The organism is Campylobacter jejuni, assembly GCF_001457695.1.
Lineage (GTDB): Bacteria > Campylobacterota > Campylobacteria > Campylobacterales > Campylobacteraceae > Campylobacter_D > Campylobacter_D jejuni.
The window spans coordinates 1,113,781-1,135,796 of the sequence record NZ_LN831025.1 but is presented as its reverse complement, the minus strand read 5'-3'; the positions used below and the strand labels follow the sequence as shown (position 1 = coordinate 1,135,796).

Annotated in this window: 23 protein-coding genes and 1 pseudogene; 16 read left to right on the top strand and 8 right to left on the bottom strand. The window is 29.6% G+C overall.

The genetic code is table 11. The features are described from left to right. Positions 1-3: 3 nt before the first annotated feature. The 12 genes from leuS to hemD are packed head-to-tail and all read left to right on the top strand — an operon-like array spanning position 4 to position 13,114. Positions 4-2,433, top strand: coding sequence for a leucine--tRNA ligase (gene leuS / locus AT682_RS05815; protein ID WP_002882595.1), 2,430 nt, complete (start codon positions 4-6; stop codon positions 2,431-2,433). Further along, positions 2,430-2,942, top strand: a complete 513-nt coding sequence (lptE, locus tag AT682_RS05810) for an LPS assembly lipoprotein LptE (protein ID WP_002882597.1) — start codon at positions 2,430-2,432, stop codon at positions 2,940-2,942. The genes leuS and lptE overlap by 4 nt, the downstream gene beginning before the upstream one ends. Further along, entirely contained in the window at positions 2,926-4,323 is a 1,398-nt protein-coding gene (locus tag AT682_RS05805; protein WP_002858150.1) for a hypothetical protein, read from the top strand. Before lptE ends, AT682_RS05805 begins: the two co-directional genes overlap by 17 nt. Further along, positions 4,289-5,473, top strand: coding sequence for a folylpolyglutamate synthase/dihydrofolate synthase family protein (gene folC, locus AT682_RS05800; protein ID WP_079263866.1), 1,185 nt, complete (start codon positions 4,289-4,291; stop codon positions 5,471-5,473). Before AT682_RS05805 ends, folC begins: the two co-directional genes overlap by 35 nt. Beyond that, complete coding sequence (gene pgp4 / locus AT682_RS05795; protein WP_002852904.1) at positions 5,460-6,362, top strand: peptidoglycan metallopeptidase Pgp4; 903 nt, start codon at positions 5,460-5,462, stop codon at positions 6,360-6,362. Before folC ends, pgp4 begins: the two co-directional genes overlap by 14 nt. Continuing rightward, entirely contained in the window at positions 6,299-6,694 is a 396-nt protein-coding gene (locus AT682_RS05790) for a bactofilin family protein (RefSeq protein ID WP_002859143.1), read from the top strand. The genes pgp4 and AT682_RS05790 overlap by 64 nt, the downstream gene beginning before the upstream one ends. Continuing rightward, a complete protein-coding gene (gene mfd, locus AT682_RS05785; RefSeq protein ID WP_002882599.1) occupies positions 6,694-9,630 on the top strand; it encodes a transcription-repair coupling factor in 2,937 nt (978 codons plus the stop codon). The genes AT682_RS05790 and mfd overlap by 1 nt, the downstream gene beginning before the upstream one ends. 1 nt (position 9,631) lies before the next feature. Then, on the top strand, positions 9,632-10,393 hold the full coding sequence (locus AT682_RS05780) for an ATP-binding protein (protein ID WP_002882600.1): 762 nt from the start codon (positions 9,632-9,634) through the stop codon (positions 10,391-10,393). Beyond that, positions 10,390-11,076: an endonuclease III domain-containing protein gene (locus AT682_RS05775; RefSeq protein WP_002882601.1), complete on the top strand. Its 687-nt coding sequence runs from the start codon at positions 10,390-10,392 to the stop codon at positions 11,074-11,076. The genes AT682_RS05780 and AT682_RS05775 overlap by 4 nt, the downstream gene beginning before the upstream one ends. Further along, positions 11,073-11,885, top strand: coding sequence for a bifunctional hydroxymethylpyrimidine kinase/phosphomethylpyrimidine kinase (gene thiD, locus AT682_RS05770; protein ID WP_002882602.1), 813 nt, complete (start codon positions 11,073-11,075; stop codon positions 11,883-11,885). Before AT682_RS05775 ends, thiD begins: the two co-directional genes overlap by 4 nt. Beyond that, a complete protein-coding gene (gene thiE, locus AT682_RS05765) occupies positions 11,875-12,507 on the top strand; it encodes a thiamine phosphate synthase (protein WP_002882603.1) in 633 nt (210 codons plus the stop codon). Before thiD ends, thiE begins: the two co-directional genes overlap by 11 nt. Next, positions 12,485-13,114, top strand: coding sequence for a uroporphyrinogen-III synthase (gene hemD, locus AT682_RS05760; RefSeq protein ID WP_002882604.1), 630 nt, complete (start codon positions 12,485-12,487; stop codon positions 13,112-13,114). The genes thiE and hemD overlap by 23 nt, the downstream gene beginning before the upstream one ends. Here the strand turns inward: hemD and AT682_RS05755 are convergent. The 5 genes from AT682_RS05755 to fliW are packed head-to-tail and all read right to left on the bottom strand — an operon-like array spanning position 13,111 to position 15,638. Further along, complete coding sequence (locus AT682_RS05755) at positions 13,111-13,563, bottom strand: hypothetical protein (RefSeq protein WP_002859148.1); 453 nt, start codon at positions 13,561-13,563, stop codon at positions 13,111-13,113. The genes hemD and AT682_RS05755 overlap by 4 nt on opposite strands. Beyond that, entirely contained in the window at positions 13,560-14,222 is a 663-nt protein-coding gene (locus tag AT682_RS05750) for a hypothetical protein (protein ID WP_002882605.1), read from the bottom strand. Before AT682_RS05750 ends, AT682_RS05755 begins: the two co-directional genes overlap by 4 nt. Continuing rightward, entirely contained in the window at positions 14,219-14,521 is a 303-nt protein-coding gene (locus AT682_RS05745) for a transformation system protein (RefSeq protein ID WP_002855822.1), read from the bottom strand. The genes AT682_RS05750 and AT682_RS05745 overlap by 4 nt, the downstream gene beginning before the upstream one ends. After that, the gene (gene proC, locus AT682_RS05740; protein ID WP_002882606.1) at positions 14,518-15,249 is read right to left on the bottom strand and encodes a pyrroline-5-carboxylate reductase; all 732 of its coding nucleotides are present in this window, start codon (positions 15,247-15,249) and stop codon (positions 14,518-14,520) included. Before proC ends, AT682_RS05745 begins: the two co-directional genes overlap by 4 nt. Then, positions 15,249-15,638, bottom strand: a complete 390-nt coding sequence (fliW, locus tag AT682_RS05735; RefSeq protein ID WP_002852982.1) for a flagellar assembly protein FliW — start codon at positions 15,636-15,638, stop codon at positions 15,249-15,251. Before fliW ends, proC begins: the two co-directional genes overlap by 1 nt. Positions 15,639-15,798: 160 nt before the next feature. Here fliW and bamD point away from each other — a divergent pair, with 160 nt between their 5' ends. Together bamD and lon are read left to right on the top strand one after the other, a co-directional pair. Further along, on the top strand, positions 15,799-16,446 hold the full coding sequence (bamD, locus tag AT682_RS05730) for an outer membrane protein assembly factor BamD (protein ID WP_002882608.1): 648 nt from the start codon (positions 15,799-15,801) through the stop codon (positions 16,444-16,446). A 16-nt stretch (positions 16,447-16,462) separates the two neighbouring features. Continuing rightward, positions 16,463-18,838 carry an endopeptidase La gene (gene lon, locus AT682_RS05725; protein ID WP_002866098.1) on the top strand — a complete coding sequence of 792 codons (2,376 nt, stop codon included), beginning with the start codon at positions 16,463-16,465 and terminating at the stop codon, positions 18,836-18,838. Positions 18,839-18,898: 60 nt separating this feature from the next. Here the strand turns inward: lon and rpsR are convergent, their stop codons facing one another. Genes rpsR through rpsF form a run of 3 tightly spaced genes read right to left on the bottom strand, consistent with a single transcriptional unit; the run spans position 18,899 to position 20,110 of the window. Further along, positions 18,899-19,159: a 30S ribosomal protein S18 gene (gene rpsR / locus AT682_RS05720; protein ID WP_002853032.1), complete on the bottom strand. Its 261-nt coding sequence runs from the start codon at positions 19,157-19,159 to the stop codon at positions 18,899-18,901. Positions 19,160-19,169: 10 nt separating this feature from the next. Continuing rightward, entirely contained in the window at positions 19,170-19,724 is a 555-nt protein-coding gene (gene ssb, locus AT682_RS05715) for a single-stranded DNA-binding protein (protein ID WP_002882609.1), read from the bottom strand. An 8-nt stretch (positions 19,725-19,732) separates the two neighbouring features. Beyond that, a complete protein-coding gene (rpsF, locus tag AT682_RS05710) occupies positions 19,733-20,110 on the bottom strand; it encodes a 30S ribosomal protein S6 (protein WP_002812868.1) in 378 nt (125 codons plus the stop codon). 253 nt (positions 20,111-20,363) lie between these two features. On the opposite strand from rpsF, the pseudogene AT682_RS10020 reads away from it, so the two are divergent. Both AT682_RS10020 and AT682_RS09625 read left to right on the top strand, forming a co-directional pair. Continuing rightward, a pseudogene (locus AT682_RS10020) lies at positions 20,364-21,468 on the top strand (MFS transporter). Continuing rightward, positions 21,465-22,013, top strand: a complete 549-nt coding sequence (locus AT682_RS09625) for a sugar phosphate isomerase/epimerase family protein (RefSeq protein ID WP_172669975.1) — start codon at positions 21,465-21,467, stop codon at positions 22,011-22,013. Before AT682_RS10020 ends, AT682_RS09625 begins: the two are co-directional and overlap by 4 nt. Positions 22,014-22,016 lie beyond the last annotated feature (3 nt).

Here is a 22,016-nt window from a genome sequence, read left to right as displayed (position 1 = left end):
TTTATGGCTTATGAAGCAAGTTTAATAGAAAAAAAATGGCAAAAAATTTGGGATGAAAATGAATATTTTGAGCCAAAAGATGATTTAAATTTGCCTAAAAAATATATTTTATCGATGTTCCCTTATCCTAGCGGACGCATTCACATGGGGCATGTAAGAAATTATACTATAGGTGACGCTTTAGCAAGATATTATCGCAAGATAGGTTTTAATGTTTTACATCCTATAGGTTTTGATAGTTTTGGTATGCCTGCTGAAAATGCAGCTATTAAACATAAAATTCATCCTAAGTCATGGACTTATGAAAATATAGCTTATATGAAAAAAGAACTTTTTTCTTTAGGTTTTTCTTTTTCTAAAAAAAGAATGCTTGCTACTTCAGATCCACTTTATACAAAATTTGAGCAAGAATTTTTTATTAAGATGTTTGAAAAAGGTTTGATTTACACTAAAGAAGCAAATGTAAATTGGTGTGAGCAAGATCAAACGGTTTTGGCTAATGAGCAAGTTGAAGACGGAAAATGTTGGCGTTGTGGTCATGAAGTGGTGCAGAAAAAAATGCCAGGTTATTATGTAAAAATCACTGCTTATGCTGAGGAACTTTTAAAAGATTTAGAAGAATTAAAAGATAAATGGCCTAATCAAGTTTTAACTATGCAAGAAAATTGGATTGGTAAAAGCGAAGGTTTGGAATTTTCTTTAAATTTAGACGAAGAAAGCAAGCAAAAAACCAAAGAAAGTTCTTTAGAAGTTTTTACTACAAGAGCAGATACAATTTATGGAGTTTCGTATATCGCTTTAGCTCCAGAACATAAAATTGTTCAAAATTTGCTTTCGCAAAATTTATTAAATCAAGATGTATTAAATAAAATCAAAGTTATTCAAAATCAAAGCCCAAGAGAAAGACAAAGTTCTGAAAAAGAAGGTTATTTTTTAGGAATTTATGCCATTCATCCTTTAAGCGGAGAAAAAATTCCTTTATGGGTGGCTAATTTTGTCTTGGCTGATTATGGTAGCGGAGCGGTTATGGCTGTTCCAGCTCATGATGAAAGAGATTTTGAATTTGCAACAAAATATAATCTTGCCATCAAACAAGTTATTCAAACTCAAGAAAATTTACCTTATATGCAAAAATTAGGAAAATTAATTAATAGTCAAGAATTTGATAATCTTGATTGTAATGAAGCAAGATTAAAAATCATTTCTCAGTTTGAAGCTAAAAATATAGGAAAAAGGGTTGTAAATTTTAAAATTCGTGATTGGGGTGTTTCACGCCAAAGATATTGGGGTGCGCCTATTCCTATGATTAAATGTCAAATTTGTGGTATAGTGCCTCAAAAACTAGAAAATTTACCTATTACCCTACCTGAAGATGTGCAAATTACAGGTGAGGGTAATCCACTTGATAAACATCCAACTTGGAAAAATTGTATTTGTCCCAAATGTGGCAAAGAGGCTCAAAAAGAAAGTGATACTTTAGATACTTTTTTTGAAAGTTCTTGGTATTTTGCACGTTTTGCAAGTGATGAGAAAACTTGGCAGGAAAAAGCTTTAGATGAAAAAAGTGTAAAGTATTGGATGAGTGTGGATCAATATATAGGTGGTATTGAACATGCAATCTTGCATTTACTTTATGCGAGATTTTTCCAAAAAGCTTTAAGAGATTTGGGTTATTTAACACAAAATGAACCTTTTGATAGACTTTTAACTCAGGGTATGGTGTTAAAAGATGGTGCTAAAATGTCAAAATCAAAAGGCAATGTTGTAGATCCTGATAAGATTATAGAAAAATACGGTGCTGATACCGCAAGACTTTTTATACTTTTTGCTGCGCCTCCGGCTAAAGAGCTTGAATGGAATGATGATGCGGTTGAAGGGGCTTATAGATTTATTTGCAAACTCTATGATAGGGCGCAAAATGTTAAAAAAGGTGAGCTTGTAGAATTAAAACAAGAAAATTTAAACAAAGAAGAAAAATATGCAAGATTAAAGGTATATGAAGCTTTGAAAAAATCTTTTGAAGTTTATCATCAAAGTTTTGCTTTCAATACTTTAATTGCAGCTTGCATGGAAGCTTTAAATGCTTTAGCACTTTGTAAAAATGAAGCTTTGGAGCAAGAGGCTTTTTATATTATTTTAAATATCTTAGAGCCTATTATTCCTCATGTTTGTTTTGAGCTTAGCGAGGAGCTTTTTAAATGTAAAAATTTCAAAAAATTAGAACTCAAAGAAGAGGTTTTTGTAAAAGATACTTTAAATTTAGCTGTAAGTATTAATGGTAAAAAAAGGGCTGAATTTGAAATTTCAAGTAGTGCGAGTAAAGAAGAAATTTTAGCTTTTGCAAAAGAAAATACTGCTAAATGGCTTGAAGGTAAGAGTATAGTTAAAGAAATTTATGTGGAAGGAAAGCTAGTTAATCTAGTGATTAAATGAAAAAGATTTTAATTTTTTGTATAGGTTTATTTTTAGGCGCTTGTGGATATATTCCTATATCAAAAATCGCTAATAATATTTTCGATGAGAAGGTTTATGTTAATGTTGAATTAAGTCAACAAGACCCAAAAAATAGTATCTATGTTGCCGATACTTTAAAAGAAATGGTAATTTCAAAATTAGGGCGTAAACTTGCTTTAAAACACGAGGCAGATGATGTAATTAATGTTAAAATGAATAATTTAGAATTTATTCCTTTAGCTTATGATAAAAATGGCTATGTTATTAGTTATAAAGCTAAATTAAATTTAGATTTTAATGTTGTCTTTAAAGATGGTTCAAGTCAGGCTTTTAGTACAAGTGGAAGTTATAATTTTGAAATTTCTCCAAATAGTATTATTAGTGATTCTGCAAGGTATGAGGCTATTCGAGCAGCTTCAAGCGAGGCATTTGATGAGTTTATTTCCGTAATTGCTATTAAAGGGCAAAAACGTGATTCCAAATACTAATGAAATAGCAAAGCAAACTTTAATTGCATTAAAAGAAAGAAAACTAAAACCAACTCCTGAAAATTATACGGAAATTTTTGAAGAATTATCTTTAAAATATGGTATCACAAGCTCAAATAAAGCTAAACTTGACAAATACAAAACCTTGCTTTTGCCGATTTATCAACAAGAATTAAATTCTAAAACTATAAGAAGTTTAGAAGAACTAATTAGTTTTTTAATTTCTGTTTTAAATAGACAAAGCGGAAAACAATTTAGTGAATTTTTTGATTTTTTATATACCATATCTAAAACTTTGCAAATAAGTAAGGATAAAAAGATAAGAGATTTGGCTAAGGTGACTTCGATTAGAATTTCTAAAACTATGGATAGTGAAAGTATTTACTTGCTTACTAAAAAATGGAAAGAGCTTGAAAGAAATTATGATGAAAATGACTTAGAAGAACAAGCTCGTAAATATGGCATTAGTAAATATGATGATTATGATAGCGTGATTAAAAAACTCTTAGTCAAGCTTGAAGAGCGTAGTTATGAGCACTTTAGTGAATTATTATGCTTGGGTTTAAATCCTTCATTGGTAGAAGATTTAAAAATTCAAGGTTTTATACAAAATTTAACACAAAAGCCTTTTGTAATAGGCGAAGAAAATTTTAAAAATGAACTAATGGAATTTATAAATCATCGTATAATGGTTGATAATATGTATGTCCAAAAAAATTTAAATTTTTTTAATGATAATCTAAAAAAAATCTATGAATTGCTTGTCTTACTTAATAAATCGAATGAAAAAAATATGGATTTTATCAATACCTTAAAACCAGATGAAAATGGGGAAGTAAAACTTAGTTTTGAGGATTTAAAACTAAAATTTAAACAACTTGGAGAAAAAATTACATCTTTAAATAATCAAATTGAATTCACGCAAAGCTTAGAAGAGAGAGAGGCTTGGAGTGTTCTTAAAGAGCTTGATAAAATGGATGAAAATTTTAATAAGTATAAAGTTAATTATTCTTTAGCTTTATTTTCTATAGTAAATTACCGTTTCATTATGGAAAAATATGGTATGGGAAGTTTGAATGAAATTTTTGTTCGATTTAAAAAAATTTTAAAAGATTCTTGTAGTGAATTTGATGAACTGTGGATGATAGATGAAAAGAGTTATTTGATTGTTTCGCCAGGAAAAAGCAAAGATGAAATTACACAGCTTGTAAATACAAATCTTAAAACTATAGAAAATTTTAGATTTATTTATAAGCAAGATATTATAACTCCTAAAATTCACGTGGCTTATCTTGATAAGCAAAGTAAGCCAAGTATTAATATTTTAGATGAGTTAATAAAGCAAATTGCAGCGGTTAATGAACAACATAATGAAAGTTGAGAATTTTTTAGCTCAAAAAAGTATAAATTACGATAAAATTGATCGTTTTTTGATGTTTAGAATGTATGAAAAATATAAGAAATATTTTAAAAATATTCCCATAATCCAACTTATAGGCACAAATGGTAAAGGTAGCACGGGTAGATATTTAACCCAACTTTTAGAAAATTTAAATTATAAAATAGGGCATTATACTAGCCCGCACATTTTCAGTTTTAATGAAAGATTTTATCTTGATGGTAAGATTGCGAATGATGAAGAATTAGAACAAGCTCATATAAGACTTGAAGAAATTTTTAAACAAGACTTGCAAAAATTAAGTTATTTCGAATATGCTACTTTTTTAGCTATGATTTTATTTCAAAAATGCGATTTCATTGTTTTAGAAGCAGGAGTGGGTGGAGAATATGATGCTACTTCTGTTTTTGAAAGAAGGATGAGTATTTTTACAAGAATTGGATTTGACCATATTCAAATTTTGGGCAATTCTTTAGAAGATATTGCAAGAACCAAGCTTAAAGTTATGGCACCTATAGCACTTATAAGTGATGAGCAAGAGCAAAATGTTTTAAATTTAGCAAAAAAAATTGCTTTTTTAAAAAAAGCTAATTTGCAAGTTTCCTCCTTAAATCCTTTTTTGAAAGAAAAATTTGAGATTTATTGTAAAAAGTTTGTTTTACCTTATTTTTTAAAGCATAATTTAAAGCTTGCATTAAAGGCTTGTGAAATTTTAACTTCGCAAGACAAAACCTTAGAAGCTTTAAAAAAGTTACAAGAGTTAAATTTACAAGGAAGATGCCAAGAAATTTCTCCAAATTTTTTTGTTGATGTGGGTCATAATCCCATGGCTGCTAAGGCCATGCTTGATAAATTTCAAGGAGAAAAAATAAATCTTATTTATAATGCTTATTTGGATAAGGATATTTTTCAAATTTTAAATACATTAAAGCCTATTATTGATACAATACAAATATATAAATATAAAAGTGCAGAACGAAAGCTGGCCGATGATGAAATTTATAGTATTGCATCAAAGCTAGGCATACAATGTAAAGAATTTGTAAAATTAGAAGAGAATAAAAAAAATCTAGTTTTTGGTTCTTTTATGCTGGTAGAAAATTTTTTAAAGGAGTGGTGTGGTAAAAAATAAATTCACTATTACCATTACAGATATTAACGGTTCAAGACATTTTTATTTAAATCAAATAATCAAAAAAATAGTTTTTTATATTATTGCTTTTATTGTTTTATTTTTAGTTTTTAGTGGTTTTTATATCAAATATCTCGATAGCAAACTTAGTGATATCAGTGAAAAGCGTGAGGAGCTTTTGAAAAAAAGCAAAGAATTGGAATTATCTAATTCGCAAATGCAAAAAAGCATAGAAGAAAAAACTCAGCAGTATGCAGCTATAGAAGATAAAATAGCTTCTTTTGAAGAGGCTTTGGGCTTAGAAGCAGAAAATAATCTTACAATTAGTGCAAGACTTGATAATCTTCAGCTTACCAATGAGCAGCAACTTGGAATTTTGGGGCAAATTCCTAATGGATGGCCTATTGAAAATAAAGGCATTACAGGAAATTTTGGCTGGAGAGAGCATCCGCTTTTAAAAAGAAGGGAATTTCATCCTGGTATTGATTTAAGAGCAGAAATTGGTACTCCTATTTATGCACCAGCAAGTGGAGTAGTGGAATTTTCAGGTTATAGCGATAATGGCTATGGCTATAATGTAATTTTATTGCATAATTTTGGTTTTAAAACAGTATTTGCTCATATGATGCGCAAAGAAGTGGTCAAAGCAGGTCAATTTGTTAATAAAGGGCAGTTGATAGGTTATAGTGGCAATACGGGTCTTTCTACGGGGCCGCATTTGCACTATGAGGTAAGGTTTATTAATAAAACTTTAGAACCTTTGTATTTTTTAAATTTGCAAAGAAAAAATATGAATGATTTTTTTAATCAAGAAAGGAGAGTTCCATGGCAATCTTTAATAAAGGCGGTATCAGCCCAACATCCAGCTCTAGCTCAGAAACAACAGTAATTTCTTCAGGTGCGAGAATTGAGGGTAAATTTTATTTTGCTTCTATGCTTCATGTTGATGGAGAGTTAAGTGGTATTATTCATTCTGAAAGCATTGTGGTTATCGGAAAAAATGGAAATTTAAAAGGTGAATTACAAGCAGATAAAATTGTAGTAAATGGGTGTTTTGAAGGGCAACTTGAGGCCAATAGTTTAGAAATTTTAGCGGGCGGAGTTGTTAATGGCGATATTTCAACGCAAAAAATTTCTATAGAAAATGGCGGTCGCTTTAATGGAACTAGTAAAATTAAAGAAGATACTATCAAACTTATTGAAAATAACAACGAAGAATAATGCAAGCTTCATTTTATGAATACTTACAAAATCCAAAAATTTGTGAACTTTTTCTTTGTAAAGATGAAAAACAAGCAGATTTACTCGCTCAAGTTTCACGATTTAAGGGTTTAAAAACCTTTGTTTTACCTGATTTTAGAGCGCAGTTTGGAGATGATTTAAGGGCTTTTTCTAAAGAACTTTTTGATCTTTGTAAGATTTTAAATGCTTATCATAAAGAAGAAGAAAAAAAAATCCTTATTTCTCCTTTAAATACTGTTTTAAAAAAACTTCCTTCAAAAAAACATTTGCAAAATTATCATATCGATAAAAAACAAAATTTTGATTTGAAATGTTTTGAAGATGAAATTTCAAGATTGGGATACGAATTTGTAGATATAGTTCAGGATAAAGGTGAAATTTCAATTCGTGCGGATATTATTGATATTTTTTGTATCAATGAAGAAAATCCTATTAGAATTTTGCTTTTTGGCGAAGAGATTGAAAGTATAAGATATTTTGATTTGCAAAGTCAAAAGTCTATTCCTAACGAACTAGAACATTTTGAAATTTGTCCTTTTTTAAAATATTTTGACAAAGAAAATTATGAAATTTTTAAGGACAAATTAGAAGATTTTCAAAGCGATACTTTAATACATGATATCAATTCTTTAGGGTTTTGGTGTATTGATGATTTTTTTGATTATTTAGAACTTGATTTTTTAGCTTGTGAAAAGTTTGATATTAATGAATATGAAAAAGATATAAGTTTTGTGAATGCAAAAATTTTACCTCAAGCTAAAAAATTTAAAGAATTACAAAGTTCTTATAATAAAGATTTTTTTGAATTTCATAAAAATAAAAAAATCACACTTTTAGCTAAAAACGAAGCTTTATTTAAAGCTTTAGAGCTTGAAGATACTCAAAATATCCATTTTGTAAAAAGTGATTTAAGGCTTAATCTTATTAGTCCTGAAGAGCTAATCATTTCTTTAAATCAAAACAAAAAACAAAAAACAAGAAAAAAAGCTAGTTTGATTATAGATGAGCTTAAAAATGGGGATTATATAGTACACGAAGATTATGGGGTAGGTAAATTTTTAGGTCTTGAGATGATAGTGATAAGCGGAGCAAAAAAAGAGTTTGTTGCTATAGAGTATCAAAATTCTGACAAGCTTTTATTACCAGTGGAAAATCTTTATTTGATTGATAAATATTTGGGCGTGAGTGGATCTATTCCAAGCTTAGATAAACTAGGTAAAACAAGCTTTATTAAACTTAAAGAAAAATTAAAGACTAAACTTTTAGCCATAGCTTCTGAAATTGTTATTATGGCGGCTAAAAGATCTTTGGTGCAAGCAAAAAAAATTACAGTGGATTTAAATAGACAGACTGATTTTATAGCTAGTGCGGGTTTTGTTTATACAAGTGATCAAGATAAAGCCTGTCATGAAATTTTGCAAGATTTTCAAAGTGGAAAAGTCATGGATAGGCTTTTAAGCGGTGATGTGGGTTTTGGAAAAACAGAAGTCGCTATGAATGCTATTTATCCAGTAGTTAAAAGTGGATTTTGTGCATTTTTATTTGCGCCTACAACTTTGCTTTCTCATCAGCATTATAAAACCTTAAAAAAGCGTTTTGATCCTTTTGATATAAAGGTTTTTAAACTTGATCGCTTTACAAGTAGTGCAGAAAAAAAACAAGTTTTACAAAATTTAAAAGAAAATAAAGCTTGTGTAGTTGTAGGAACTCATGTGCTTTTAAGTGTAGAATGTGAAAATTTAGCCCTTGTTATTATTGATGAAGAGCATAAATTTGGAGTGAAGCAAAAAGAAAAGCTTAAAGAAATCACTCAAAATTCACATATTTTATCCATGTCAGCAACCCCTATACCAAGAAGCTTAAATCAAGCTTTAAGTTCTATAAAATCTTATAGTGTTTTGCAAACTCCACCAGAAGATAGGATGGATGTAAGAACTTTTGTTAAAGAAAATGATGACGCGCTTTTAAAAGAAGCTATAGCAAGAGAGTTAAGACGCGGCGGACAAATTTTTTATATTCATAATCATATTGCAAGCATAGAGCAGTGTAAAAAGCATTTATTAGAACTTTTTTCTACTTTGCGTATTTTGATTTTACATTCTAAAATTGATGCTAAGGTGCAAGAAGAAGAAATGTTAAAATTTGAAAATAAAGAATATGATTTGCTTTTAAGTACTTCTATCGTAGAAAGTGGGATTGATTTGCCCAATGCAAATACTATTATAGTAGAAAAAAGCGATCGTTTTGGTATGGCTGATTTACACCAATTGCGTGGGCGTGTGGGAAGAAGTGATAAGCAAGGCTATTGTTATTTTTTAATCGAAGATAAAAATGCTATCACAAAAGATGCCTTAAAGCGTCTTGTTTCCTTAGAAAGTAATTCTTTTTTAGGTGCAGGTTCTATTTTGGCTTATCATGATCTTGAAATTCGTGGCGGTGGAAATTTATTAGGCGTGGATCAAAGTGGACATATCGAGCAAATTGGATATAGTTTATATCTTAAAATGTTAGAAGATGAACTTAATGCTTTAAGTAAAAATGAAGTGGATCAAAAAGAAAATAAACTTGATTTAAAACTCAATGTTAATGCCTTTTTAAACAGCGAACTTATCAGCGAAGATCGCTTAAGATTAGAACTTTATAGAAGACTTAGCAAGTGTGAGCAAGTTCATGAGGTTTATGAGATCGAAGGTGAAATTGAAGATCGCTTTGGAAAACTTGACATTTATACTAAGCAATTTTTATCTTTGATTACTATTAAAATTTTAGCTTTAAATAAATTTAAAAGTATTAGCAACTATGAGCAAAATATTCAATTTATTGCTTTAAATGATGAAAAAGAACTCATCAAGGCAAAAAGCAAAGATGATGATGATATTTTAGAGGCAATTTTAACGCATTTAAGAAAGGCTTAAAATGGATTGGAATAAAACTTATGCAGCAATTTATAGAGCAAGAAAAGATTATTTAAAGCCTATTTTTGAAATCGATCCTATCACTTTAAAAGATTTAGTAGCTATGGAAAGTCAAAAAAAAGCACTTTATGAAAATACTTTAAATTTTATTCAAAATAAAGGGGCAAATCACGCACTTTTATGGGGATCCAAGGGCACTGGAAAATCAAGTTTAATTAAAGCTATATTTAATGAATTTAAAGAACAGGGCTTAAGACTTGTCGAATTAAATAAAGAAGATTTATTTGCCTTGGCAGATATCATCGATGAAATCAGATTAGAAAATTTTAAATTTATACTTTTTTGTGATGATTTTTCTTTTGAGAAGGGAGATGATAGTTATAAATTTTTAAAACCTTTACTTGAAGGAAGCATAGAAAAAGCCCCAAATAATGTAATTATTTATGCGAGTTCAAATCGTAGGCATTTATTAAGTGAAAGCATTGCTGATAATCTTGATACGCAAATTGCACATACAGAACTTCATTTAAGTGATGCCGCTGAAGAAAGATTAAGCTTGAGTGATAGATTTGGTTTGTGGTTAAGTTTTTATCAGGGAAATTTAGAAGAGTATTTAAAGATGATAGATTTTTATTTTAAAGATTATTCTTGTGATAAAGAGCTTTTACACGCTAAAGCTAAAGAATTTGCTAATCTAAGAGCAAGTAGAAGTGGTCGTACTGCAAAGCAATTTTATTTGGCTTTTAAGGAGAATTTTAAATGACTGGAGCACAAATTTTTACCAAGTTTTTAAATTTAGATTTAAATTATCATGATTTTGATTGGCTTGAAAATCAAGGATTGAGTGAATTTGAGCTTTTAATTTCTGTGATTTTAACTCAAAATACAAATTGGAAAAATGTCTTAAAAGCTTTAGAAAATTTAAAAAAGGAAAATATTGCAAGTTTAGAACAAATTAATACTTTATCCAATTTAGAACTTGCAACTTTAATTAAGCCTAGCGGGTTTTATAATACCAAAGCCAAGCGTTTAAAAGGCTTAGTAGAAAGTATCATAAACACTTATGAAAATTTAGAAAATTTTAAAACAAATGTAAGCAGAAAATGGCTTTTAAATATCAAAGGTTTGGGTTTTGAAAGTGTTGATGGGATATTAAACTATCTTTGCAAAAGAGAGATTTTGGTTGTAGATAGTTATAGCTTGCGTTTGGCTTTTCACTTAGGTTATGAGTTTGAAAATTATGAAGAATTAAGAGAATTTTTTCAAAGTAGTATAGAGAGTGAGCAAGAAAATTTGTGTAAAATTTTAGGGAGAAAATGCGAACTTTATGAACTTTATCAAATTTTTCATGCTTTGATTGTAGCTTTTGCAAAACAGAGTTTTAAAGGACAAAAATTAAGCCCTAAGGGTGAAGAATGGATTAAAATTTTAAAGGAAGATTTATGAAAGCAAAAGGAAGCGAACTTATACCTGTTTTAACTATAGCAGGAAGCGATTGTAGTGGTGGAGCGGGGATACAAGCCGATCTTAAAACCTTTAGTGCGCACAATCTTTTTGGTATGAGTGTGGTTTTAAGTGTAGTAGCTGAAAATACCGCAAGGGTGATTTCTGTACACGATATACCTACTCAAAGCGTAGATGAACAAATGCTTGCCGTATTTGAAGATATAGTGCCAAAGGCAACTAAAATCGGAATGATAGGTTCTTGTGAATTAATGAGCTGTGTAGCTAAAAATTTAAGCGAGTTTAAACCTCAAAACATAGTGATCGATCCTGTAATGTTTGCTAAAAATGGCTATGCTTTAATGCCGCAAGAAAATTGTGATTTTTTCAAGCAAACCATAGTAAAATTTGCAGACATTCTTACGCCTAATATTCCTGAAGCAGAGTTTTTATGCGGTTTTAAGATCGCTAATGAAGAGCAGATGATAAAAGCAGCTAAGCATTTATGCAGCTTGGGGGCTAAGGCAGTTTTACTTAAAGGCGGACATAGTGAAATAAATGCCAATGATGTGCTTTATGATGGAAAAGAAATTTATATTTTAAAAGGCGAACGCATAGAAACTAAAAATACTCACGGTACAGGTTGTACGCTTTCTTCGGCTATTGCTAGTAATTTAGCTAAGGGCAAGGATTTATTTCATGCCGTTAGTGAAGCTAAAGAATATGTAAGAAATGCGATTTATTATTCACTCAATCTTGGAAAAGGTTGTGGTCCTACAAATCATTTTTTCAAGTTTTTAGATGAAAAATAAATTAGATCTTAGTCTTTATCTAGTTGCCTCTCAGGGAAATAAAAGCGAGGAGTGTTTTTTAAATACTTTAGAAAATGCTATAAAAGGCGGAGTAAGTATCATACAACTTCGTGAAAAAGAGCTTAATGCAAGAGAATTTTATAAACTAGGTTTAAAGGTGCAAAAACTTTGCAAGGCTTATAAAATACCTTTTTTGATTAACGATAGGGTGGATATAGCTTTAGCCTTAGATGCTGATGGGGTGCATTTAGGGCAGGAAGATTTAGAAGTAAAACTAGCTAGAAAGCTTTTAGGAGATGAAAAAATCATAGGCCTAAGCCTTAAAAAACTAGAACAACTTGAGTTCATACAAGGAGCAAATTATCTAGGTTGTGGAGCTATTAAGGCAACGCCTACTAAAGAAAGTTCGCTTTTAAGCCTTGAGCTTTTAAGTCAAATTTGTGATAAAAGTCCTATAGGGGTTGTAGCTATAGGAGGGGTTGATAAAGCAGTGCTTGATGAGTTAAAGGGTATAAATTTAAGCGGCGTGGCTGTGGTTAGGGCGATCATGGATGCTAAAGATGCTTTTTTGGCAGCTAAAGAGTTAAAGTGTAAAATCTATGAAAATTTATCTCTTAAATGAAACTCCTTTTAAAGGGGTGGAAAATCTTATTTTAAATGAGATTGTTTTTTATGATTTTAGTATAGATTTGAGTTTGTATGATGCTTTAATCTGTACTTCAAAAAATGCTTTAAAAGCTTTACAACATGCAAAAATCACTTTAAATTTCAAACTCAATTTATACGCTGTAGGACAAAGTACAGCTCAATACGCTAAAAATTTAGGTTTTAAAAAGATTAAAATTCCATCAAAGGCTTACGGAAAAGATCTTTTTTTTGAATTTAAAGAGGAATTAAAAACGCAAAAATGTTTGTATTTGAGGGCTAAAAATATTGTTTCAACTTTAAATTTGGATCTTAAAAATGCAGGTGTGGATTTAGATGAAGTGATTGTTTATGAAAATGTTTTTAAAAAAGGTGACAAAAAACTTACTTATCCTGCTATTTTTATATTTGTCTCTCCTTTAAGTGTGGAAAATTTTTTAAAATTTTATAGCTTAAAAGAAGAAGATAAGGTTGTGGTTATAGGGCAAAGTACAGCAAAGAAGCTTTTAAATTTTAAAAATCTTTATATATGCGAAAATCAAAGTCTTTTAGAGTGTGTTAAGCTTGCTAAGACTTTGGTTTAATTTTTTAAATTCCAAAAATTTTCTTTGGGATAAATAATAATGCTTTTTGTGAGTAAAATTTCATCATTGACATTTTTATCACGATTTAAAGCAATACTAATGTGGGCTATGATAACGCCATCTTTGCTTAAATTTGCATCGGGATTGAAGTTGGAAAATTTAAAATTAACACATTGTGCAATAGGATAAAAATATTTTATTTTAATCAAAGCTTTTGTGTAATTAAAATATATATTATCTAAACATTCTTTATTTTCTTGCTTTGCTTGATATAAAAAATATTTAGAAAATTGTGTTGCATTGTGACTTAAAATTTGAGCTTGAAGGTAGTAATAACTATCTTGGATTATTTTTGGAGTATAGCTGGATATGTTTAAGGTCAAGCTCATCCATAGACTTATTAGTAGTATTAAAAAAATTGTCCAAATTAAAACATAAGCTTTTTTCATAGTAAAATTCTTTTTTCAAGGCAATATTTTGTTTGTCTTTTTAGGCAAATTTTTAATTTATTGTTTTGCAGGTTAAATGAGCTTATGTTTTTAGAAATCAATCCTTGTTGGCTTAATTGTTCGTTAAATTTTGGCTTTATTTCATATATAAGTTCTCCATTTTGCAATTTGATAACTATTTGAGCTTGCAAAGGAATAAAACTACCTGTAAAATTTACAGATATACCATTTTCCAAGATAGATATTTTTTCAATCTTATTAATTTTATAAGCATAGCCAATATGCTCATTGTCATTATATAAATCTTTTCTATTTTGGAGTTGTGCTTTAAAATCAGAATGAGGTGAATAAAGTGTATGATTATTTTCTAAAATAAGAGCAGAATTAATAAGATAAAGTTTATTATCTTTTAGGCTAATTAACTCATCTTTTAAAAGACATTTTAATGTATTTTGTGAAAATGTAATATTAATACAATTTTGTATTAATTTTTCTATTTTAAGCAAGTTTAAATGTGCTTGAGTGATAAGATTGTTTGTATGTAAAGCAGTGAAATTTAAATGATAAAAATCCATTAAAGGTTTTGAAAGTAAGCTAGTTATAAAAGTAAAAAGTATTAGTGATATTATAAGTTCAAAAAGTGTAAAAGCTTTGCTCATTCTTTAAAATAAACGCTATAATTTTGATCTTGAAAGTATAATTTTTGAAATTGAAATATACCATCATTAACAAACTGTTCTTGTAAAACTATAGGTTTTAAGGCTGAAGTTTGAAGTATGATGGTTTTAAAAATGGGCTTTTCATATAATTCTTCTTGAAGTTTATAGAGTCTTTCAAAAATATTTAAATTTTCATAGTTTTTGTAAAGTTGAGTATAGTAATAAAAAATGCCAATGAAAATTAAAGATATGATCGTTATAGCACTAATACTTTCTATAAGTATGAAAGCCTTTTTCATTTAGCGCTGCTAGCATTTATGGCTTCAAAAAAACTTCCGCGAATTCCTTTTTGTTCGAGTATTTTTATGCCTTTTATTGTAACTCCGCCAGGGGAGCAAATATTTTCTTTGATAATAGCTGGATGTTCATGTTCTAGTAAAGCACTAGAGCTTTTAAATAAAGAGCACGTAAGATTGAGACTAAGTTCTTTTGACAAACCTTCATAAACTCCAGCATTAGCAATACTTTCTGCTATAAGTGCTAAAAAAGCAGGAGCGCAACCGCTAATCGCCATAGCTGCATTCATTTGTATTTCATTATCTAACTTATAAGCCGAGCCAAAAGTTTTTAAAATGTCTAAAATTTCATTTTCAAAATGAGAGTTTTTAAGTATATATGGTGTGGTTGAAGCCTTATATTTAGCTGCTGTATTGGGCATTATTCTGACATAATTTTGAGCTTTGATGGTTTGTAGTTTTTCAAAATCAACATTGGCTAAAACAGAGATTAAGATACGTGCTTGTCCTTTTAGCACTTGAGCAATATTTTCTAAAGCATAGGGTTTAAATGCTAAAATAACATCTTTACCTTCTATGTTAAAATCTTTGTAAAGTAAGGTTTTAAAGCCTTCTTTGGTGAGGGCTTGAAGTTTTTCTATACTTCTTCCTACTATACAAATTTCATAATCATCTTTTAATCCATAGGCTAAGGCTGTTGCCATAGCTCCATTTGCAAGTATATAGAGCATTATTTTTTAATATAATTAGCAATTTGATCAGCTTGAAAAAAGTCCGGATAATTAACTGTATCTAGTATCACTTGTACCATAGTATTATTATCAAGATTAATGACTACTGGAGCTAGAAAATTCACTGTCGATTCTTCAATGCTTTTTGCTATGGCTACTATATTAAAAATTTTCATATTAGATTCAGGTGTTAAAGAAAGAAGCTCTTGATAATAAGTTGGTATATCAAATTCATAATCAGGTCTAATCAAATAAGGATTAATTAAAACAAAAGAAAAGTCTTTACCATCAAGACTTTTAAGTCTTACAAATACTTCATCGATAGTTGAAAATTCCATATTTTTGGTTTCTTCAAAACCTAAGATAGGGCATTTAACAGCTAGGGTCATGTTTTCTCCTCAAGTTATAATGTTTAATATTTTAACATAAAATAAGCAATAATCATTCCAAAATTTTAAATTATTTAATTAATTTTATTATAATTTTAGAAGAACATAATTATAAAATCGTTAAAATATAGATTTTTGAGAATATAAATCAAGGTGAAGCATGAAAAAGGGTATTTTTTTATTGGTTTTTTTAAGTGTTTTTTTTAATGCGTGTAGTACGAAAAATGATGAAGGTTTATACAATCTTAGTGCTAGTGAGTGGTATAAACAAATTATTAAAGATTTACAGGACAAGGATTTGGAAAAAGCCGATGATCATTATAATGGTATGGCAAGTGAGCACGTTGCCGATCCTTTATTGGAAACTACTTTAATTATTTTAGCACAAGCTCATATGGATGAAGAGGAATATAAGTTAGCTGAATTTTATTTAGATGAATATAATAAAAAATTTGGAAATTCACGCAATGCTGATTATATTCGTTATCTTAAAATTAAAGCAAAATTTGATGCATTTGCAGTGCCAAATCGTAATCAGGCTTTAATGCTTGAAAGCCAAAAAGAAATAGATACTTTTTTGAAAGATTATCCTTATACAGAATATGAACCTTTGGTTCAAACAATGCTTACAAAATTTAATTTAGCGGTTTTTTATCTTAATAGTACTATAGAAAATCTATACCAGCGCATAGGGCATGATGAAAGTGTGCAAATTTATAAACAAAGACTTCAAGAAAGTGAATTTTATCAGCAAAGTATTATCAAACCTGAGCTCCCTTGGTATAGAAGTATATTTGAAAGATTTTAATAAACAAGGAAAATAAATGCAGATTGAAGAGATACAAAATTATCCAGCAAATTTACCAGTATTGGTTGAAGATGAATTATTTTTATATCCTTTTATGATAACTCCTATTTTTATTAACGATTCATCCAATATGAAAGCTTTAGATCTTGCGATTAAAAATGATAGCATGCTTTTTGTTGCACCTTCAAGGTTGGAAAATGGAAGAAATTTTGATGAAATTTATAATTGCGGAGTGATTGGGACTATCATGCGAAAAGTTCCTTTACCCGATGGAAGGGTGAAAATACTTTTTCAAGGATATGCTAAGGGTAAAATTATAGAGCAAATTTCTAATAAACCTTTAGAAGCCAAGATAGAACTTATAAAAGAAGACTTTTTAGAAGGAACTAAAAAAGAAGCGCTTCTTGAAGTTTTAAAAGAGAAGGTAAAAAATTTGGCAAATATTAGTCATTATTTTTCTCCAGATCTTTTAAGAACAATTGAAGAAGGTTTTGATGCGTCTAGGATTTGTGATTTGATTTTAAATACTGTGCGTATTAAAAAACAAGTTGCTTATGAGTTTTTTGTTTTAACAGATCTTGAGCAAAAATTAGTAAAATTAATAGATTTAATTGCCCAAGAAATAGAAGCCAATAAAATTCAAAAAGAAATTAAAAATAAAGTACATTCTCGTATTGATAAGGTAAATAAAGAATATTTTTTAAAAGAACAATTAAGACAAATTCAAAAAGAGCTTGGTTCTGACACACAAAAAGAAGATGAGGTTAGAGAGTATCAAAAGCGTCTGGAGTTAAAGAAGAAATTTATGCACGAAGACGCTTATAAAGAAATCAAAAAACAAATTGAAAAATTCGAACGCATTCATCAAGATAATTCCGAAGCATCGATGATTCAAACTTACATAGAAACAGCATTAGATATTCCTTTTGAAAAAATTTCTAAGAAAAAACTTGATATTAAAGAAGTTTCAAAACAGCTCAACCATGATCATTATGCATTAAACAAACCAAAAGAACGCATAGAAGAATATTTTGCAGTTAGGGAACTTTTAGAAAAAAGAAAAATAGCAGAAAAAGATGGTGCTAAAGTTATACTTTGTCTTTATGGACCTCCTGGCGTGGGTAAAACTTCACTGGCAAATTCTGTTTCAAAAGCTTTAAAAAGAGAGCTTATTCGCATAGCCTTAGGCGGACTTGAAGATGTTAATGAGCTACGTGGTCATCGTAGAACTTATATAGGCGCTATGCCTGGACGTATTACCCAAGGACTCATAGAGGCAAAACAAATTAATCCTGTAATTGTATTGGATGAAATTGATAAATTAAATCGCAGTTTTAGAGGCGATCCAAGTGCGGTGCTTTTAGAAATTTTAGATCCAGAGCAAAATTCTAAATTTAGGGATTATTATTTAAATTTTAATATTGATTTAAGTAAAGTCATTTTTATAGCAACGGCAAATGATATTAGCAATATTCCTGCACCTTTAAGAGATAGAATGGAATTTATAGAACTTAGCTCTTATACTCCAAGTGAAAAATTTCATATAATGAAAAAATATTTAATTCCAGATGAGCTTAAAAAACATGGCTTAAAATCCAATGAATTATCTATTGATGATGAAACTATAGAGCTAATCATTAGTGATTATACTCGTGAATCAGGAGTCAGAAATTTGCGTCGCAAAGTGGCAGAGTTGTGTCGTAAGAGTGCTAAAAAACTACTTTTAGAAAATATTAAAAAAGTCATTATTAATACAAAAAATTTGAATGAATTTTTAGATAAAAAAGTTTTTGAAATAGAAAAAAATAATGGAGAAAATCAAGTAGGTCAGGTTAATGGTTTGGCTTGGACAAGTGTAGGTGGAGATGTTTTAAAAGTAGAGGCTGTAAAAATTAAAGGTAAAGGAGAATTAACGCTCACGGGAAGTTTGGGTGATGTAATGAAAGAATCAGCTAGAATTGCTTTTAGCATGATAAAAGTTTTAATCGATGAAGGAAAAATAAAAATACCTAAAAAAATAATTATCGATCCTAAAGTTAATGTTTATGATAGTTATAATATTCATATACATGTGCCAGATGGAGCTACTCCAAAAGATGGCCCAAGTGCAGGCATTACGATAAGCACAGCTATTGCTTCTATTTTTAGTGATAAAAAGGTTAAAGCAGATGTTGCAATGACAGGTGAAATAGATTTAAAAGGAAAAGTTTTACCAATAGGCGGATTAAAAGAAAAATTAATTGCAGCTTATAAAGCAGATATAAAAACAGCTTTAATCCCAAGAAAAAATTACGAAAGGGATTTAAAAGATATTCCTAGTGAGGTTAGAGACAATATGGAAATCATTGCTGTTGATACTTTTAGTGATGTTTTAGAATATACTTTGGTTTAATTTTATTTTGAGAATAAATGTATAAGAAAGCAAACTTTTTACAAGTTTGCTTTTAAAAGATTATAGTCCTTCAAAAGGATTATTGATTACTTCTTTTCTATCTACTATATAAGGGATAAGAGCTACATGTCTTGCACGTTTGATTGCAACTTCTACCATTTCTTGGTATTTTTTGCTTGTACCTGTTAAACGGCGTGGCATGATTTTAAATCTTTCAGATAAAGCATGTTTTAACATTGCTGTATCTTTATAATCAATAAATTCAACTTTTGCTTCAGTGTATTTGCAATATTTGCGAGAGTATTTTCTTTTTTCTGCCATAGTTTATCCTTTAAAATGGTAAATTAGTATCATCGCTATCATAAGCATCGATATCAATTTCTTTTAATTTTTCTTCGTGTTGTGGGTTTTGGTTTCTTTGTGGAGCAGGGTTTGCTTTTGCTTTATTAAAATTTTGATTTTCACTCATATAAGGATCATAGCTTTGATTTTCATAGTTTCCACTATAATTGTTGTTTGAAAAGCTATTATTGCCAAAATTTCCACCTTGTTGTGGAGCATTGGAATTGCCGCCAAGCATTTCCATATTTTCAACTTGAATGCTATGCTTAGAGCGATTTTGTCCATTTTGATCATTCCATTGTTCAAATCTCAAACGTCCTTCTATGAGTACTTTTGAACCTTTTGTAAGGTATTGGTTTGCAACTTCTGCGGTGCGACCATAAAAGCTTATATCAATAAAGCAAGTTTCTTCTCTTTTTTCTCCATTTGTGGTAAATCTTCTTGTTACTGCTATAGCGGAAGCTCCAATAGCACTACCGCTTTGTGCATAACGCATTTCTATATCGCGTGTAAGATTTCCAACCAAAACAACTTTGTTAAACATCTTTTTCCTTATTGAATTTCAGGAGCATCTAAAGGTTTGATTTCTTTTTTAGATTGCTTAATCCCGTGGCTTAGTTTTTCCCAAGCTGCAATTTCTTTTTTATTTTCATATTTTACGATTAAAAATCTTATTACTTCTTCAGTGATTCTTAACACCCTTTCAAGCTCAGCGATCAAGTTTGTAGGAGCTTTGAAATAAATCACAAAATAAGTTCCTCTTTCGTATTTTTTGATTTTATACGCTAATTTTCTAGTGCCCATTGGAACAACAGTTTCAATTTCTGCACCATTTTTGGTTAGGACTTCTTTAACAAATTCCAACTTCGCATTCACTTCCTCTTCGGTAAGTGTTGGTTTTAAGATAAATAAAACCTCATAATGTTTCATCTTTTCTCCTTATGGATATTAAAGCCCATTTTCATGAGCAAGGATTTTGCATAAAGCAAGACTAAATTATATCAAAATATACTTAATTTATACTTCAATAAGTGTTGTAACTTTTTGTAATTACCTGTTTATAATTTAAAGGTGAAATTTAAACCTTTTATCTTAATCCGTGATATAATTAATTTAAGTTGCGAATTGTTAAAAAAGGAGGGTAAATATGAATAGTACAAAACCTATTCGTTAGTTTACTTTTATCGTTTTAGTTATTGGTGGAGGAACTGTTTTTAAACTTTCCTCTTTAAAAGATGCCTTTTATGTGCCTATGCAAGAATTTATGAATCTTAGCAATACACAAATTGGACTCGCGCTCTCAGTTTATGGCATAGTGCAAACGGTGGGAAATTTTGCATCCATTTATATAGCAGATAGATTTTCTAAAAAAATACTCATTCCTTTTTCATTGGTTTGTGTGGGTTTGGTTGGAATTTATATTTCTACTTTTCCTTCTTTTTATGGAATTTTAATAGCTTGGGGTTTGCTTTCTTTATTTGGAGAAGTTGTGTATTGGCCTGTTTTGCTTAAAGCCATTCGCTTGCTTGGAGATTCTACTCAACAAGGAAGACTTTTTGGATTTTTAGAAGCAGGACGTGGTGTTATAGATACTATAGTTGCTTTTAGTGCTTTGGGAATTTTTTTACTTTTAGGGTCTGGCGCAGGTGGACTTAAGGCTGCTATATTATTTTATAGCGCTTGTGTGATTATAGCAGGTATTTTGGCATATTTTCTACTTGAAGATGACAAAATTAATACCCAAGATGAGCAAGGAAATGAAATCAGTAAAAACAAAGCCGCTTGGAATGGAGTTATTAAAGCGATTAAAACTCCTGAAATTTGGGTGGTATCTTTGACCATTTTTATGGGGGATATTTAGCAGATAAAACCTTTAAATCTTCAACAAGATATTTGCGTTTTGCTTTGATTTTAGCAGCCTTGGCCATATTAATTTTTGTTTTTATGCCTCATGAGAAATTAAATATTTATTTTGGTATGAGTTTAACCTTAGGTTTTGCCGCTCTTGTTTTTACTATGCGTGCAACATTTTTTGCTCTGTGGATGAGATAGAAGTACCTAGAGAAATTAGTGGAGCTGCTATGAGTATAGCTTGTGTTTTTGGTTATTCTCCACAACTTTTTTGTTTTGCACTTTATGGTTTTATGATCGATCGTTTTAAAGGTTTATTAAGCTATCAAATTGTTTTTGCGTTAATGGGGATTTTTGCTATTTGTGGTGTGATTGTAACTACGATTTTACTTAAGATGATAGCTAGAAAAAAAGCATTAAAAGGAGTGGTATCATGAAAATAGGTTTAGAAACTGAAAGCATGTATTTATGGTTTCAAAATGGCAGGATGGATATATTTTCTTATATCGATTTTGCTAAAAATTTGGGCTGTGAGGGTGTGATTATAAATATCATTAAAGATTTTGGTTTGGATGAAGAATGGGGATGCTTAGGAAGCGATGACGAAAATCATCTTAAAAAAATTAAAGCCAAATTGGATGAATACAATATGTATTGTGAGATTGACTCTAAGGGTTTTAATAGGGATAAATTTGAAAAAATTGCTAAAGTAGCTTCTATTTTAGGTGCTAAAATTATACGCTCTTATGTGCCCTTAACCGATAAAAATAAAAAGGTTAAACATGCTAGCGATGGGGCTTATGATGATTCTAAAATTACTGCTAGATTCGATAAAGAAGATTTTTTAGCTACAAAGGATAAAATAAAAGCTTTGATACCGATTTTGGAAAAATATGATTTAAAACTTGCTATAGAAAATCATGAGTATCAAACTTCAGAGGATTTGCTTGATTTGTTGAAATTGATCAATCATCTAAAATAGGAT